This window comes from Acinetobacter sp. C32I (assembly GCF_023702715.1).
Classification (GTDB): Bacteria; Pseudomonadota; Gammaproteobacteria; order Pseudomonadales; family Moraxellaceae; genus Acinetobacter.
In genome coordinates, this window is the sequence record NZ_CP098480.1 from 1,420,843 (window position 1) to 1,438,176 (window position 17,334).

Annotated in this window: 16 protein-coding genes; 7 read left to right on the forward strand and 9 right to left on the reverse strand. The window is 41.0% G+C overall.

Features of this window, described 5'->3' with window-relative positions:
* The first annotated feature begins 18 nt into the window (after positions 1–18).
* Complete coding sequence (gene adeC / locus NDN13_RS06975) at positions 19–1,419, forward strand: AdeC/AdeK/OprM family multidrug efflux complex outer membrane factor (protein WP_251117703.1); 1,401 nt, start codon at positions 19–21, stop codon at positions 1,417–1,419.
* An 84-nt stretch (positions 1,420–1,503) separates the two neighbouring features.
* Entirely contained in the window at positions 1,504–1,899 is a 396-nt protein-coding gene (locus NDN13_RS06980; protein WP_251117704.1) for an acyl-CoA thioesterase, read from the forward strand.
* Between the two features lie 44 nt (positions 1,900–1,943).
* On the opposite strand, the gene NDN13_RS06985 is transcribed toward NDN13_RS06980, so the two are convergent.
* The 6 genes from NDN13_RS06985 to NDN13_RS07010 all read right to left on the reverse strand — a co-directional run bounded on the left by NDN13_RS06985 (position 1,944) and on the right by NDN13_RS07010 (position 9,495).
* Positions 1,944–2,885, reverse strand: a complete 942-nt coding sequence (locus tag NDN13_RS06985; protein WP_251117705.1) for a Dyp-type peroxidase — start codon at positions 2,883–2,885, stop codon at positions 1,944–1,946.
* Between the two features lie 84 nt (positions 2,886–2,969).
* The gene (gene fdhD, locus NDN13_RS06990) at positions 2,970–3,758 is read right to left on the reverse strand and encodes a formate dehydrogenase accessory sulfurtransferase FdhD (RefSeq protein ID WP_251117706.1); all 789 of its coding nucleotides are present in this window, start codon (positions 3,756–3,758) and stop codon (positions 2,970–2,972) included.
* A gap of 44 nt (positions 3,759–3,802) precedes the next feature.
* Positions 3,803–6,211: an FdhF/YdeP family oxidoreductase gene (locus NDN13_RS06995; RefSeq protein WP_251117707.1), complete on the reverse strand. Its 2,409-nt coding sequence runs from the start codon at positions 6,209–6,211 to the stop codon at positions 3,803–3,805.
* A gap of 165 nt (positions 6,212–6,376) precedes the next feature.
* Complete coding sequence (locus tag NDN13_RS07000) at positions 6,377–7,384, reverse strand: putative solute-binding protein (RefSeq protein WP_251117708.1); 1,008 nt, start codon at positions 7,382–7,384, stop codon at positions 6,377–6,379.
* Positions 7,385–7,511: 127 nt separating this feature from the next.
* Positions 7,512–8,423: a metal-dependent hydrolase gene (locus tag NDN13_RS07005; protein ID WP_251117709.1), complete on the reverse strand. Its 912-nt coding sequence runs from the start codon at positions 8,421–8,423 to the stop codon at positions 7,512–7,514.
* A gap of 70 nt (positions 8,424–8,493) precedes the next feature.
* Positions 8,494–9,495 (reverse strand): putative solute-binding protein, encoded by a 1,002-nt coding sequence (locus NDN13_RS07010; RefSeq protein ID WP_251117710.1) that lies wholly within the window; start codon positions 9,493–9,495, stop codon positions 8,494–8,496.
* Between the two features lie 167 nt (positions 9,496–9,662).
* Here NDN13_RS07010 and NDN13_RS07015 point away from each other — a divergent pair, with 167 nt between their 5' ends.
* Positions 9,663–10,667 carry an AraC family transcriptional regulator gene (locus tag NDN13_RS07015; protein WP_251117711.1) on the forward strand — a complete coding sequence of 335 codons (1,005 nt, stop codon included), beginning with the start codon at positions 9,663–9,665 and terminating at the stop codon, positions 10,665–10,667.
* A gap of 113 nt (positions 10,668–10,780) precedes the next feature.
* Here NDN13_RS07015 and NDN13_RS07020 read toward each other — a convergent pair whose 3' ends face one another.
* Complete coding sequence (locus tag NDN13_RS07020; RefSeq protein ID WP_251117712.1) at positions 10,781–10,954, reverse strand: hypothetical protein; 174 nt, start codon at positions 10,952–10,954, stop codon at positions 10,781–10,783.
* 43 nt (positions 10,955–10,997) lie between these two features.
* Complete coding sequence (locus tag NDN13_RS07025; protein ID WP_251117713.1) at positions 10,998–11,816, reverse strand: hypothetical protein; 819 nt, start codon at positions 11,814–11,816, stop codon at positions 10,998–11,000.
* Positions 11,817–12,179: 363 nt separating this feature from the next.
* Here NDN13_RS07025 and NDN13_RS07030 point away from each other — a divergent pair, with 363 nt between their 5' ends.
* From NDN13_RS07030 to NDN13_RS07040, 4 genes are read left to right on the forward strand one after another with little or no spacing between them, the layout of a single operon-like run.
* Positions 12,180–13,625: a cytochrome ubiquinol oxidase subunit I gene (locus NDN13_RS07030; protein ID WP_251117714.1), complete on the forward strand. Its 1,446-nt coding sequence runs from the start codon at positions 12,180–12,182 to the stop codon at positions 13,623–13,625.
* On the forward strand, positions 13,618–14,622 hold the full coding sequence (gene cydB / locus NDN13_RS07035) for a cytochrome d ubiquinol oxidase subunit II (RefSeq protein ID WP_251117715.1): 1,005 nt from the start codon (positions 13,618–13,620) through the stop codon (positions 14,620–14,622). Before NDN13_RS07030 ends, cydB begins: the two co-directional genes overlap by 8 nt.
* Positions 14,623–14,635: 13 nt before the next feature.
* Positions 14,636–14,758 carry a hypothetical protein gene (locus tag NDN13_RS19800; RefSeq protein ID WP_005154018.1) on the forward strand — a complete coding sequence of 41 codons (123 nt, stop codon included), beginning with the start codon at positions 14,636–14,638 and terminating at the stop codon, positions 14,756–14,758.
* A gap of 60 nt (positions 14,759–14,818) precedes the next feature.
* Positions 14,819–16,249: an aminotransferase-like domain-containing protein gene (locus tag NDN13_RS07040; RefSeq protein ID WP_251117716.1), complete on the forward strand. Its 1,431-nt coding sequence runs from the start codon at positions 14,819–14,821 to the stop codon at positions 16,247–16,249.
* Here the strand turns inward: NDN13_RS07040 and NDN13_RS07045 are convergent.
* The gene (locus tag NDN13_RS07045) at positions 16,210–17,292 is read right to left on the reverse strand and encodes a helix-turn-helix transcriptional regulator (RefSeq protein WP_251117717.1); all 1,083 of its coding nucleotides are present in this window, start codon (positions 17,290–17,292) and stop codon (positions 16,210–16,212) included. The genes NDN13_RS07040 and NDN13_RS07045 overlap by 40 nt on opposite strands.
* Between the last annotated feature and the right edge of the window lie 42 nt (positions 17,293–17,334).

The following is a 17,334-nucleotide window of genomic DNA, read 5'->3' on the forward strand; positions in this document are numbered from 1 at the left end:
TCTTATTTGGAGAAGACCATGTCTAAAGCGACTGTCTTATCTCGTGGCCTGCTTGTGTCTACGCTTTCGATTGCCCTAACAGCATGTATCAATCTGCAGGCACCCAAACCTGCGATCAAATCAGATATTTCAGAAAATTTTGCCCTTGCAAACACAGGCAACTCAATTGCAACTCAGGGCTATAAACAGTTCTTTGCCGATACACGCCTATTGCAAGTGATTGAAATCAGCTTAAATAACAACCGTGATTTACGTACTGCAACACTGAATATTCAACGTGCCCAACAGCAATATCAGATCAGTAAAAATGATCAGTTGCCTACTATTGGGGCAAATGCCAGTGCAGTTCGACAGGTGAATCCGTCTGCGAACCCAAACAATCCCTATTCAACTTTTCAAGTCGGACTAGGAATGACGGCTTATGAACTGGATTTTTGGGGCCGAGTCAAAAGCTTAAAAGATGTGGCCTTAAATAATTACTTTGCGACCCAAAGTGCCAGAGAAGCCACGCAGATCAGTTTAGTCAGTCAAGTCTCACAAGCTTGGTTAGATTATGCCTTTGCTCAGGCCAACCTCAATCTTGCAGAACAAACCTTAAAAGCACAACTTGATTCCTATAACCTGAACAAAAAACGTTTTGAAGTCGGTATTGATAGCGAGGTTCCACTGCGTCAGGCACAAATTTCAGTTGAGACTGCACGAAATGATGTCGCCGCCTATAAAACCCAAGTGTCGCAGGCTCAAAATTTACTCAATTTACTGGCTGGACAAAATGTTCCTCAGCAGCTCTTACCGAATCAAGCTGTAAAAACAATTAGTACTGAAACCACATTTGCAACTGGTTTAAGTAGTGACTTACTGAATAACCGCCCCGACCTCAAAGCGACTGAATATCAATTACGTGCTGCTGGAGCCAATATTGGCGCAGCCAAAGCACGTATGTTCCCTACCATTAGCCTGACAGGTTCAGCTGGCTATGCCTCAACCGATCTTAAAGATTTATTTAAATCTGGTGGTTTTGCTTGGTCAATTGGACCAAGTATCGACCTGCCCATTTTCGATTGGGGGACGCGTAAAGCCAATATTAAAATTTCAGAAACTGAACAACAAATTGCACTGGCAGATTATGAAAAAGCCATTCAATCTGCGTTCCGTGAGGTTAATGATGCGTTGGCTGCACATGCCCATATTGACGAGCGTTTAGCGGCACAACGCCGTTTGGTCTCTGCCACTGAAACCACTTATAAATTATCCACGGCTCGATTTAGAGCGGGGATTGATAGTTATCTGACCGTGTTGGATGCACAACGTTCTGCTTATGCTGCACAACAAGGCTTACTGATGCTTGAACAAAGCAAGTTGAATAATCAGATTGAATTGTATAAAGCTTTAGGCGGTGGGCTATCTCAACATTCATAAACGCTTAAGTCTGTTATTGGGGCTGATTTTTACATATTCAGCCCTTATAGTATTGAGCTTTAAATGAAAAATAACAGTTGATCTATGTTTACACTTTCGATTACACCCAGATTCTATGAAACTGATGCTTTTGGACATATCAACAATACTGTCATTACAGGCTGGTTTGAAACTGCACGTGAACCTGTTTTTCGCTTATTCAACCCAAGTATGGAAATCAAAAATCTACCTTTGATTCTGGCTCGTGTTGAAGTCGATTTTGTTGCACAAATCTATTACGGCGCTGATATCGAAATCAAAACATGGATTGAACATATCGGCAATTCTTCTTTTATTGTGGCGCATGAAGCTTGGCAAAATGACCACTGCGTTGCACGTGGCAAAGCGGTTCAGGTGTATTTTGATTTCAGCACGCAAAAATCAGGTCGTATTCCAGATCAATTCCGTGACCAGTTGCAACAATATCTGATAAGCCAATAAAGATTTTCCGCTGAAATAAACCGATTGATTTCAGCGGATTAAACTTATTCACCTAAATCTTCGAGAAAATCAAAGGTCGGTACAAAGAATAGGCTACCTGAAACAGCGGTACTAAAATCAAGTAGGCGATCGACATGCCCAGTTTCTTTACCTAAGAACATATTTTCAAGCATGGTTTTGGTGATATTAAAAGAGCGTGAATAGCCTATAAAGAAAGTGCCATATTCCCCTTCAGTTGGATTGGAAAATGGCATATTGGCTCTTAAAATTTTAAGTTCGTTGCCGTCCGCATCATGGGCCTTACTCGCGACATTATGTGCACTTTGCGGTTTGACATCATCGCCAAGTTCAACATCGTCATATTTCTTTCGACCAATCACTTTTTCCTGTTCTTCGGTGCTTAGACCCTTCCACATTTCCATGTTATGTAGGTACTTTTGAATAAACACATAACTGCCACCTAGGAACTCAGTATCTTCTGAACCGACATAAGCAATCTCTTTGGCAATTTCATGCTCAGGGTTTTCAGTACCATCTACAAAACCAATAATCGCGCGACCATCAAAGTATCTAAAACCTTTGGTCTCGCTAATTGGATAGGTATCCTCTTTGAGTTGCTCATGCAAAATTGAGGCAAGTTCATAGCAAATTGCCATTTGATTGGCGCGAATATGAAAGAATAAATCGCCCGCTGTCGCTACCGCGGTATGTCTTGGCCCTTTGATCTCTTGAAATGGTGCCAGCTCTTTCGGTTTATTTAAATCAGGGAACAGCAGATCCCAGGCATTTGAGCCAATTCCCACTGAAGCACTAAAATTACTATTCGGAAAACGATTGGTTAAGCTACGGACTAAGGCTGAAAAATTCGCAAGGAAATCAATTACACCGGAATGATCTGGATTGCTATTGATTCCGAGTACGATAAATAAAGCATTTTCACCTGAAAGATTATTGATCACAGGCTGAGGTCTTAAAGGTGTATTCATAATATTTGGGAATAAAAAAACTTAATGCTCATATCCTACACAAATCAATGCATTAGAGATCAGACAAATCACAAATTTTTACCATTATTCGGTATATAAAACAAAGCTCTCACCACGGCAAAAACTGGCTAAGGTGAGATTTAATTGTTTTGCCATTTCAATCGCCATACTGGTTGGTGCCGAAATGGTCGCCAAGAGACCAATATTATATTGCGCACATTTACGAATCAGCTCATAACTGGCACGGCTGGTCATCACCACAAAACCATCTGCAACATCCATTTTCTGTTCAGCCAAGTAACCCAATAATTTATCCAAGGCATTGTGCCGACCAACATCTTCAAATAACGCTACGATCTGACCTTTCACGACCCATGCTGCGGCGTGTGCTCCCCCGGTGAGTTCACTGATTTTTTGTCTGATTTTTAATTGGGCAATTGCATTAGGAATTTGGCTTAACCATATTGAAGAAACATGGGTACTGACCGCAGGTAGATTTGCATAGAGTTGCTTTAGACTTTCAATGCCACATAAGCCACAACCTGTGCGCCCGACCATCATACGCCGATGCTCTTTTAAAGCCATGAAAGCACGGGATGAAATGGTCATATCCACTTCAACCCCCAGTTCATTTTGACGAATCTCGAGTGAATACAGCTCGCTTAAACTTTGTAATATCCCTTCCGAGAGACTAAAACCTTTGGCAAAGACCTCAATATCCGATGGTGTTGCCATCATCACGGCATGTGAAATACCATTATAAATTAAGGCAACAGGATACTCTTGGACAATATAATCCAGTTCATTTTCAGAGACATCACGATGGAAACGATGCACTTGCATCGTTTCATAACCTCTTGTTTTTGTGTCCACACTTACCTCATTTGACTGATTCGAAAAAATAGATTTCCAATCAGCTATACGCTACTGACGCGTTCATTGGCATGCTCAGGGTCAACTTCAACATTCAAATTAAAATGTGCTGGTGCATTACCTGCATGCAAAATCACAGGAATGCTTTTAGACGCTGGAATTTTGGCGTATTTGTCATGGCTACCCAAAGCCACCAAGGGATTGGTTTCTGGATAATACGCTGCCAGACTGCCTTGCGGAATGTTATACGGCACAATACGGAAACTATGTACAATCCGTTTCACCCCATCAGAGAATACACTCTCAATATCGACCCATTGGTCTGCTTCAAATCCTGCTGCATCAATATCTGCTTGATTCATAAACAACACTCGGCGTTGCCCGAATACACCGCGATAACGGTCATCCAAACCATATAAAGTGGTGTTGTACTGGTCATGCGAACGAGTGGTCATTAAGGTATACACTTGTTGCTCACTATAGGCTGCGGCATACTGATTTTCTTTATCTTCGTAAACTTCGGCCAGTGGTGTAATCAAAAACTGGGCTTTACCACTTGGTGTATTCCAGACATGCTGATTAGCAGGATGCTCTAAATGGAAACCACTTGGTTGATAGACCCGTTGATTGAAATCGTGAAACTCATCAAAAACATCGGCAATCGAATCACGAATACGGTCATAACTTTCGATATACCAACGCCATTTCACCTTACTCTCAGGTAAAGCAGCTTCCGCCATACGGGCCACAATATCAGGTTCAGATAAAATATTTTCAGAGATCGGTGGATTACGTCCTGCTGAAAGATGCACATTCGACATCGAATCTTCCACCGAAATTGCTTGTGCGCCATGCACTTGCATATCTACTTCAGTACGCCCTAAGCAAGGTAGCATCAACGCATCTTTGCCACAGACCAGATGGCTACGATTCAACTTGGTGGTAATGTTGACGGTTAAATTACAACGGCGTAATGCTTCTTGGGTATAAGGTGTATCAGGCGTTGCGACCGCAAAGTTTCCGCCCAAACCAATAAAGACTTTTACATCACCTTCATACATCGCCTTAATGGTATCGACCACACCAAAACCATGTTTACGCGGTGACTTGATGCCAAATACCCGATCAATACTGTCTAGCAAGGCATCACTTGGGTTTTCATTAATTCCCATGGTTCGGTCGCCTTGCACATTACTGTGCCCACGCACTGGACAAAGACCAGCCCCTGGACGACCAATATGTCCTCGTGCCAGCATCAAGTTCGCCAACATATGAATATTGGCTGTACCATGACGGTGTTGGGTAATCCCCATCCCCCAACAAAAAATAGCAGTTTTTGCATCCAGATACATCTTGGCAATCGATTCTAAATGCTCAGGTGAAAGTCCAGTATGTTTATGAATTTCAAACCATTCAGTACCATCAATCTCCGCCAGCATCTCATCAAAACCAATGGTATTCATTTCAATGAAGCTACGATCAAAAACGCTTGCTTTTCCTTTCGCAAGCGCCTTTTTATCCCATTCCAGTAAATGCTTCATCACCCCAAACATCAGCGCATAGTCCCCCCCAATTTTGGGCTGGAAATAATAACGACTGATTGGGGTACTGCCATTGGTCATCATTTCTAGCGGCGCTTGAGGGTCTTGAAAACGCTCTAAACCACGCTCTTTAATAGGATTAATCGCAACAATATTACCACCACGACGCGAAACCTCTCTTAAGGTTGCCAACATCCGTGGATGGTTGGTGCCTGGATTATGCCCAAAGCTAAAAATGGCATCTGCTTGATCGAAATCATCCAAAATAACCGTGCCCTTACCTAAACCAATCGCATCTTTTAAGCCAACACTGGTGGTTTCATGGCACATATTGGAACAGTCTGGGAAATTATTAGTCCCGAAGCTGCGGACAAATAATTGGTACAAAAAAGCCGCTTCATTGCTGGCACGCCCAGAGGTATAAAATGCAGCTTGATCAGGATGATCGAGTGCTTGTAGATGTTTGGCAATCAACTGAAAAGCTTCATCCCAAGAAATCGGTACATATTTATCTGACACAGGGTCATAACGCATCGGGTCAGTTAAACGACCCAAATCTTCCAGATAGAAATCATTCTGTTCAGCGAGCCAGCTTACGGTATGTTGTGCAAAAAATTCAGGTGTTACCGTTTTACTGGTTGCTTCGAAAGCCACTGCTTTGGCACCGTTTTCACAGAAGTTAAAGGCATGTGCATCTTTCTTCTCAGGCCATGCACAGCCCGGACAGTCAAAACCAGTCGGCTGATTAATATTAAGTAAGGTGATTGAACCTTTTTTTAAAATGTCTTGCCTTTTTAGATTTCGGGCAACACTCAGCAATGCGCCCCATCCGCCTGCGGGTTGGGTATAGGGTTCAATTCTGGCAAAACTGGTATTTTCTTGCTTATGAATGGGTTGTTCTGAGTTATCCATTATGTTGCCCTCATCTGAGCTATTTTTAACATTGGCTACAGATAGGATTAACATGAATTGTGCTTCTTTTCTATTCTTGATTTGTCTTATGCCTGTATTTTTTGGCATCAAAAATAAAGCCTAGATCACCTAGGCTTTATTGATCATTTGATAAAAACTATTAAATTACTCTCCTGCCAAAGCACACTCAAAGTTGGCTTTATCCACAGAGCAACGCGCTTTCTTTAATACAGACATCATACTAGCATCGTAAATTCCGCGTTGAGTCAATTCAATACGTCCATCACGCATCATTTTTTGATATTTCAATTTATCTTCAGAGGTTAAATTCATCTTATATTTTGCAGGAATTTCAGCTTCTAAACGCTTAATGGTTGCAAAGATTTTCGGTAGTTGCTTAACCGACCAATCACGGGATTTTTGCCCAAAACCAGCAGGAAATTTTTCAGGACGAATGACCAGATTTGCAGTAACTTGTAATACAGGAAAATTATACATGACCCCATTGCTGCCTAAACCTTTGCTAAGTTCCAAAGGTTTATATGCATAAGCTGGTGCGCCAATCATATCTACCTGACCATTGTTAAATTTAGCAGCAAAGTTGGAAATATCAGAAAGTACAGCTTGCGCACCAACACGTTGTACAATCAATTTTTGTGCATCGTCATAACCCAATACCGCAAACTTTTTACCTGCGGCTTTTTCAATTGAATTAATACTTTTGTCACGAACAAAGATATAAGCTGAACCTAAAGGGGAAATTCCAACTACTTCATATTTATTGCCACCAAGATTAGTGGTCATTTTCGCTGCATTGCGTGGATCAGATACAAAGGTAATAGCACGTTTTGCGATCTCGTCACTAGGTACACCACCTAAAGAATCAATTGAACCTACAAATTTATTGTATGGACGGGCACGCATTGAAGTCATTGCCACGCCCGCACACTTCCCTGCTTTAAAATTATTGTCAGCGACCTGTTCATCCGTGATCGCCAATAGATTAATATCTGCACCCCAGCCTTTGGCTGCCAATGCCCAGTCTTGCATCATTTTATAAGCCTCACCAGACTTACCTAAAATATCAAAAACACAAACATCAATCGCTGCTTGGGTTGAAGCAGAAACACTCATCATTGAAGTTGTTAAGATAGCTAATGCGATTCTTTTCATATGTTCTTCCTTTTACAAACGTTATGTTTGTTTTCCTCATAAGACACTCGATGTGCCTTCTTATTTATAACGATTCAAAATCATCGTTACTTAAATACTGAATCATAAAAAAATATAATTACAGTCCCTATTTCAATGCTTGAACGGCAGGTGATCGTGCCAAATAATCTAAAGCTTGTTGGGTATTTCCTTCCGTCTCTGGATGAAACTTAGGTGAAATCCAACGAATTGTTGCTTTCGTTATAAAAGTCAATGTAGGCCCATTATCTGTTGCCTTGGCTTGTTTGTTATAGGTAAATAAAATGCCAAATAAATGCTTATTTGCGATCTTCTTGACTGCAGGATCTGGGTCTTGTTTACCTAAATGTCGACCGACATCTGCCAATACATAAATAAAAATAGGGAAAACCAATGCCATTAACAACTGACGATAAAGATAAAAGAGAATCGGATTTGGCAGTATTTCTTTAAATAAATCAAATGCAACACAACGATGTTCGACTTCCTCTGCCAAATGCCAACGAAACATGTCGGCAATGACTGGATCAGCTTTGTCCCATGATTTATTGTCCATACACCATTGCCCAAGCACGCCCGTGAAATGTTCAATGGCAGCAACCACACCTACTCGTGTAATTAACCAGAAGTGCTCTAATGGTTTGACTTCTAATAGTTTAATGCCTAATGGGCTTTCACCAAGCAAAATACTAAAAATCCAGTTGATTTTCTTGAAAGCAGGTTCCAGATCGTAATCGTGCTGTTTCAGAAACTCCTGGGCGCCTTGATGCGCGCGTGCATGAGTTGCTTCTTGTCGAATAAAACCTTTTACATCATCCATAAGAATAGGATCTTTTACATAAGGTAAGGCCTTGTTATAAACACGACAGAACCAAAATTCTCCCGCAGGTAAAATCAAGTTAATCCCATTGATTAGATGCGAACACACTGGATCATTTGGAATCCATTGCACAGGAGAATTAGAAAAATCAAACTTTACAGGCCGAGCAACCAGTTTATGATGATGGGGAATGGCATTCATATTGACCTCAACTTTACAACTTTCATTTATCACATCGTTAATCTTTGAATCAGCTCAGTGAACGACTGCGCTATTCGCCACTCAATGAGCATTCAAAATTGGTTCGTTCCACTGTACATCGTGCACGCTTTAGCACTCCCATCATGACGGGGTCATAAATACCCAGTTTGGTTAATTCAATTCGGCCATCGCGAAGCATCTGTTGGTAGCGACGCTTATCTTCAGCGGAAAGACTCTGTTTGTACTTTTCAGGAATTTCAGCTTCTAAACGTGCAATCGTGGCAAAGTTTTTAGGCAATTGCTTGGTGGCCCAAGCACGAGATTTCAGACCAAAACCAACTGGGAATTTTTCGGGGCGGATAATGATGTCACCAGTTAAATTGATCACTGGAAAATTAAACATTGCGCCATTACTCCCCAAACCTTTGGCAATTTCTAAAGGTTTATAGGCATAGGCAGGAGCCGCAATCACATCAACTTGCTTGTTATTAAATTTTTTCGCAAAATCAGAAATTTCGGAAGGCACACCCACCAATTCCAATCGATCTACAATCATTTTTTGCGCTTGGTCATAATGTAAATAGGCAAACTTTTTACCTTTTCCTTTCTCAATAGTGTTAATACTTTTGTCTCTGACAAAAACATAAGCCAAACCAATTTGAGCAATGGCAGCCACCTCAAACTCATCACCATTAATGCTTGTGACCAATCGATGTTTATTCCGAGGATCTAATACATAAGTAATGGCTTTTTGGGCAATCGAATTACTGGTGATCGCACCTAATGCATCAATCGATCCTGCAAATTTATTGTATTTACGTGCTCGCATTGACGTCATCGATACCCCATCGCATTTACCTGCTTCAAAATCATTTTGGGCTTTGGCTTCATCTTGGTATGCAATGAGATTCAAATCCGCTTGCCAAGCCTTTGCAGCTAACGCCCATTCCTCTACAATTTTGTAAGACTCACCTGCCTTGCCCAATAAATCGAATACACAGATATCAACTTTTGCTTGTGTTGTGGTTGAAAATGCAGTGAGAAAGGCTGTAATCAAAATTCCTTTTTTCATTACGGGTCCTAGTATTATTTTTAAACGATTTAAACACGCTCACTAATAGTTAATGCTAAAACATTAAAGCTTTGCCGCAGTGTTAATGCGCCTATTTTTAAATAAAAAAAAATGTTGTAATAGTTCCTACTAAGCCATTTTAGTATCATTTTCCGACGATCACTGTTATGCCCTTAAATAAACAATTCGAAAGAACAGTACCTGGCACTTATATTGCGCTCATGGTTGATGTGGTATCACGTTGGGATATATCAGCGGATGAACTACTCAGCAACTCAGGCTTCACTCAAGAGCAATTGGTGCAGCCTTTATGGCGGGCTGATGCAAAAATTGTGATGTCGATCCTACGACGAGCACTTGAACTGACTCGAGTTCCTGCACTCGAATTTGGTTTTTATCTGGGTATGCAAATGACCATTACCTGTCATGGTTTAATGGGGATGACAGCAATGCTTGCACAAGATGTAAAACAAGCACTCAATATTGCACAGGAGTTTATTTCACTTCAATCCAGTATTCACACCATCAAACTTGATGTTGTTGATACGAATGCAGTTATCATCTTTGAACAGACCGAAGCCTATTATTTGGATGAGGTTATTCAGATTGCGTTATTGCTTGGCTTTGCGCAGATGGGGAAAAATATCTCAGGACAAGAATTGACTGGTTTTGCCGATGTACAATTTAGTAAACCCGATTATTTTGATAAATTGCTGCCGTTAATTCCTGGTGAAGTGCGATTTAATCGCCCCTCTACCCGTTTAGAATTTAAAAAAGAAATATTAGATCTTCCATTACTGCATTCTGATGCTATTGCAGAGCGTCTGGCACGAGAGGAATGTAAATCACAGCTACGTAAGTTATTAAAACAAAATAGTTTTAATAGTACTCTGCAAGATTTGATCTATGATGAGGCGATGGGAATAAGCCCTTTAACTGAAATCTTAAAGAAAGTTCAAATGTCTGAACGGGCCTTGCAACGAAAACTGGAAAATGAAGGCACAAATTTTAGAACATTAGTCGATAAAGTAAGATGTGAAAAAGCCATCCAACTACTCAAAAATCCCAACTTATCACTTGAAAACATTGCAGCTCATCTTGGCTATACCAACACCAAAAATTTCTCTCGTGCTTTTAAACGCTGGACTGGAACGTCTCCACGTCGCTATTAGCTTTTTCGTTAGCATCCCAATAAGCCAAGCTTTAGCATTAAAAAAAACTTACTGGCAAGTGCTCAAAATCACCAGTAAGAGAGAAAAACCAAGTTTCGGATTAAAAACATAAGCTATTGATTCGATTGAACTGATGATTGTACATAAGCAGCATTTTGCTTCTGTTGCGATGGCATATAATCGGGTTGATTACTCACAGCCAGAAAGAAAAAGACTAAGAATAAACAACCCAATAAAATACTGATTCCAACCGCAAGGTATGGGAATTTTGATTGCTGTTGAGACATGCGCTTTGCTCCTATTGAAAGACTAAAATTTAATTCATAACAATTACATGGTGGATAAAGCCTTAAAACTAGCGCCATTTTGAATACGGGTTTGCATGTATTCGGCATAGACCGATAACTTTTCAAAAATATGTTCCGAATAGAACATATCCTCGATTAAATGAGCCGCTTGGGCTGGGCTAAACTGACCAATCTTCGCGACTAGATTTGCATTAAGACTGGAAAACAAAGTACACAGGTTTTTATGTGCTTCATCTTTGTTTTTAAATAGCAGTTTGCGCGTATTAATCAATTCATCATTGAGCATGCTTGGCCTACGATCAGCATCAATCACATCAATTTTTACATCAAAATACTCTTCTAGGATCTGAATCTGTTGCTGATCTAAGGATAAATGCGTGACCAAAAAAATATGAAAAACATCTGTACGACACAGTGCCTTGACTAAACAACGGAACAGAAAATCTTGCTCTGCTTTTGCATCATCGACCAGCTCGATATACAGCTTTAGGCTATGAATCACATCTTCGATTTTAAGATTGACGCTTTTATCGGCTTGATAGTATTGATTCAATATCTTAAGTACAGAGGACGAGACTGGCGTGGTATAAATCACCGGCTGATTTAAATTGGCAATCATAAATGGTGCAAATAAATAGGCGAGATTATTATCATTTTCCACTATTTCAGCTTGAGCAATATAAAAGACCTTCTCCTTAGAAAAATCTCTCAGTACCTTGCCTCTTAATAAAGTTGCTTCAAGATTCACATATTCTAGACTTAGCTGTTGTTGTACTGCTTGCGAAGGCACTTTGCTTTGAAAAAGCTGAGTCAACGCATTAAGTTCTTTCGTGATAAACATAGTCATACGCCATTCAGTCCGAATTAGTGTCATTCAAACGACTTACAATGCTTGATCAATATTTAACACACTGCATCGTTGCTTGATGCTATTTTGAATCAGGTACAAACAACTGAATAGCTACAGAGTTTCGCTAAAAAAATATAACAGATCATTTATGGACACCCCATCTGTTATAAAAAAACAAAAAGAAATTGTACCTACTCATATACAACAGAAGATTAGATGATGAATAAAACTTAAATCGCTTTTAAATATCCAAACCGCAGCTTTTTCAGGTTCTGCTTATTTTCAAACATTTAAGTCCATTCTTTCACATTTTCCTAGCGACTGCTTTTGCTGGTCTGTTATAGGAGAGGATATATGGATCTCGGTCTCACTGCTTTAGAATTAGCCCGAATACAGTTTGCATTTACTGTTTCATTTCACATTATCTTTCCCGCCACCTCGATTGGTCTCGCCTGTTTTCTTGCCATGCTGGAATGGAAATGGCTACGTACTCAAAACCCCATTTATAAAGATTTATTCAAATTCTGGATCAAAATCTTTGCGGTGGCCTTTGGGATGGGTGTGGTATCTGGCGTGGTGATGAGCTACCAGTTTGGTACCAACTGGAGTGAATTTTCCCGTATTGCGGGAAGCGTGACTGGCCCTTTGCTCACTTATGAAGTATTGAGTGCTTTCTTCTTGGAAGCCGGCTTCTTGGGCATCATGCTGTTTGGTTGGGGCCGAGTCAGTCCCAAAGCCCATTTCTTTGCAACCTTGATGGTTGCCATTGGCACCTGTATTTCCATGTTCTGGATTCTCTCCTCCAACAGTTGGATGCAGACACCGCAAGGTTTTACGATCGAGAATGGCATCATTATTCCAACCGATTGGTGGGCGATCGTATTTAATCCTTCCTTCCCTTATCGCTTTGCCCATATGGCCGCTGCTGCATTTTTAGTGTCTTCCTTACTGGTGGTGGGTACTGCTGCATGGCATCTGATCAAAGGCCGTCGTGATGAACTGATCAAAAAATCATTTTCAATGGGTCTCTGGATGGTGCTGGTCACTTCCTGCTTGCAAGTAGTGATTGGCGATAATCATGGCTTAAATACCTTGAAGCATCAGCCGGCAAAATTGGCCGCAATGGAAGGTCATTGGGAGACCAATTATGATGAAGGTATGCCACTGTACTTATTTGGCATTCCAGACATGCAAGAGGAACGTACCAAATACGCGATTGCGATTCCAAATCTAGGCAGTCTGATTTTGACTCATTCTACGGATGGTACAGTCAAAGGTTTAAAAGACTTTGCCCCAGAAGACCGACCAAACTCAACCATTGTGTTTTGGAGTTTCCGGGTCATGGTCGGACTTGGCATGTTAATGGTGCTGCTCTCTTTCGTTGCCTTATGGTTGCGTAAAAAAGGCAAGCTTTATGGTTCATCTTGGTTTCATAAATTCGCTTTTGTCATGGGACCTACAGGCTATATCGCCTTATTGGCGGGATGGGTGACGACTGAAGTTGGCCGTCAACCTTGGGTAATTTATGGAGTGATGCGTACCAAAGATGGTTTGTCGCATACAGTGACTGCCGATCAAGTTGGTATCAGTTTGATCATTTTCGTGGTGGTCTATGCCATCGTGTTTGGTAGCGGTATTTACTACATGCTGAAACTATTGAAAAAAGGTCCTGAATTTATTGAAGCGATTGATCTTGAGCCAGCTGGCCATGGGCATTTCAAAACCCCAATGCGTCCTTTAAGTGCCGTTGATGAAAGCATTGATCAGCAAGACCCAAATAAGGAGAAGCACCATGATTGATTTATCTCTGATTTGGGTCGGTATTATCGGTCTTGGTGTTCTGATCTATGTCATTCTGGATGGTTTTGATCTTGGGATCGGAATTCTGTTCCCTTTCATCAAAAGCCGCGAAGAACGTGATGTGATGATGAATACCGTCGCGCCTGTCTGGGATGGCAATGAAACATGGATGGTGCTTGGTGGTGCAGGTTTGTTTGCTGCCTTTCCTCTGGTCTATTCAACCGTTCTTTCAGCCTTATATATGCCGATTACCTTGATGGTGATTGCCCTAATTTTCCGTGGCGTTGCCTTTGAATTCCGTTTTAAGGCGAACCGCACCAAACATTTATGGGATCAAGCCTTTATCTGGGGTTCAATTCTATCTAGCTTCCTGCAAGGCGTGATTTTAGGCGCTTATATTCAAGGTATCCAAACCACCAATGGTATTTTCTCAGGTTCAGGTTTAGATTGGTTCACTCCTTTCGCCTTATTTACGGGGTTGGGTGTGGTTGCCATGTATGCAGCGCTCGGTTGTGGCTGGTTGATTATGAAAACCGACCATGAACTACGAGATCAGATGTATGCACTGATGCCTAAACTGATCATTCTGCTATTTGTGGTTTTTGCAGGTGTCAGTCTCTATACCCCACTGACCCATCCTGAAATTGCTGCGCGTTGGTTTGCTTTGCCAAATCTACTGTATTTTAGCCCTGTACCAGTTTTGGTACTGCTATTTACATTCTTGATTTTAAAAGCATGTAAACAACGTCAGGACTTTAAACCTTTTATCTATACCTTGGCACTCGTGTTCTTGGCCTTTACTGGTTTTGTGATCAGCCTCTGGCCGAATATCATTCCGCCATCGGTCACGATTTGGGAAGCCGCAGCACCGCATTCTAGTCAGAAATTTGCATTGGTTGGTGCGGTAATTCTCATCCCGATCATTATCGCCTATACCATTCTGTCGTACTGGGTGTTTAGAGATAAAGTACGGGTTGGAGATACGGGTTATCACTAAGGAGCAGCTTTGCATGAAAATTAAATCTCTGCATTTAAGCCAAACGCAATGGTTTATAATCTTATGGTTAGTTGGTTTTTTTGCACTCGCCATCATTGCAGGTCTCTTTAGACTGCTATTGATGTTTGCTTATTAAAAAAGAGATGGAGCAGCTTGCATACCAAGCTGTTCCATCAAGATGGATTCACTTTACTTTATGTATAAATCAGAACAATTAGCGCACAACCTGAAACTTCTCATTGAAAATGGATCATGGCAGCCGCACAGCAAACTTCCTTCTTTACGTGAGCAAGTGCAACGATCAGGATTTAGCTTAATTACCGTGATGAACGCTTACCAAGAACTGGAAGCGCAAGGATTGATTTATTCAAAAGAAAAGTCAGGTTATTTTGTCGCTGAGCAAAATAATATCCAAATTCCACAAGCTTATTCGGTGGTCTCTTTAAACCCCAAAATTGAAATTAACTCCTTGGTGTTTAAATACCTGAAGTCGATTCAATCCAAACAGGTCAGCCCACTAGGTTCTGCATTTCCAGATAGTCAGTTACTCTATCCACCCAAACTGATTCAGATCATGGGGCAACTTTCCCGCAATCGCCATAGTTATGATCAGACCACCAATCTACCGCCTGGGAATTTAGCCCTCAGAAAACTCATTGCTCAACGCTATTGTATGCAAGGGATTCCAACCGATGCAGATGACATTGTCATTACATCTGGTGGTTTAGAAGCGTTGAATCTTTCCCTGCAAGCGATTACTCAGCCGGGCGATTATATTTTATTGCAGCAAACCATCTTCTATGGCGCATGGCAGGCAGCTGAACGTTTGGGACTCAAGGTGATTACCCTGCCAGAACATCCACAACATGGCTTTGATATTGAAGCTTTTGAACAAGTCATTAAAAACTATCCGATCAAAGTGTGCTGGTTTATGTTGAACGCACATAACCCGATTGGCTTTACCGTCAGCGATGAGATCAAATATAAAATTGCCAAGCTATTGCATGAACATCAAATTCATTTGATCGAAGATGATGTCTATGAAGAACTATTTTATGGCAATCAAAAGCCGCTACCCATGAAGTATTTTGATCAACAGAATCTGGTGTTGCACTGCTCTTCTTTTTCCAAAACCTTGGGTTCAGGGTTTCGTATGGGATGGGTCTATGCTGGCAAATTTTCCGAACATATTCAGCATTTGCAATTAATGAGCACCATTTCAGCCAATGCGCTGATCCAGAATGCACTGGTGGAGTTTCTCTCCCATCATCATTATGAAAAGCATTTAAGAACGCTTAGACGGGCTTTGGAAAAGAATAAAAAACAATTCTTTCAATATCTCAAACAACATCTACCAAAAGACTGTAAGGTATATAACTATCCAAGTGGCTATTTTCTCTGGATTCAGTTGCCAGACAAAGTCAGCAGTATGCAAATCTATGAACAGCTGATTCAACAACAGGTCGGCGTTGCGCCAAGCCCTTTATTTAATGTGTTGCCCTCACATCAACATTTTATTCGTATGAATTGTTCCTTTGAATGGACCGAACAGATTCAGCATTCGCTAGAACTTTTTATTGTAACGGTTCAGTTGGCGATGTCGGATGAATCGGCCTTGGACAAATAGCTTTTCCGATACTGACTCGGTGTTTCCCCAAACATCTTTTTAAAAGCGCGAATAAAATTTGTGGCTTCTTCATACCCCACCAGAGCTGCAACATCCTGAATACTATATTGTGGTTGTTGCAGTAACTTTTTGGCCTGACTAAAACGTACCTCAGCCAAAATCTGCAAGAACGTCGTTCCTTGTGCCTGCAAATGTCGCTTGATGGTTCGTTCAGACATATTCAAACGCTGTGCAATCAACGCTAATGTCGGGTAAGTATTGCCAGCTTTGTATAACAACTCAGAACGAATGCTTTTCTGCAGATCGCGCGTCGACTCTTTGAGTAATTTCAATTTGTCATTTTCGCAATACAATAATGCCTGCTGGAATGCGACTTGATCAGCATTGGGATTTTTACAATGCAGATATTGCTTGGGAAAACGCAGGCCATTGCGTTGCTGATTAAAATGAATCTTGATTTGGGATAAATCGACACGTTTATAATTTTGTGCATCGGCCCAATCAACAAAGACCTCACAACGTTCAACAATGTTTTCAGAAAACAAAGCTAAAAAATGAATCGCCCCAAATAGCAAACTTTCAATCATAAACTGCCGTAATTGATCAGATTGCTGCTCATTGCCAAATTTGACAGGATGTACACCATCCAAATAGACATAGACAAAGTCTTCATCAATATACGATTCAGGGGTGAAGTTCTGGATGCGTGTACAGAAATACTGCTGGCACAGCGTTAATGCAGTTTCAACATCCGTACAACTCAGAAATGCAAAACCTAAGGCTCCATGCGAAGTGGGACGTAATTTAAAACCATATTCAATCCCAAGCCGTGGATTATCGGTCAGCCTTAAAGCATTCACCACCAGCTTTGACCATTGATGCGCACTCATTTTGGCATCGGCTTGTTTCATTTCTGTCAGCACTAATCCTGTGCCAGATAAAACTATTTCAATATCAATCGCATAATCATGCACAATTTCTAATAATAGATGTGCATAAGAAACCGAGATGGTTTCTTGAAACAGTCCAAAAGGATCTCGCATCGCACATCCACTGTCCTAAAATGATCATCAATATGGCATAGT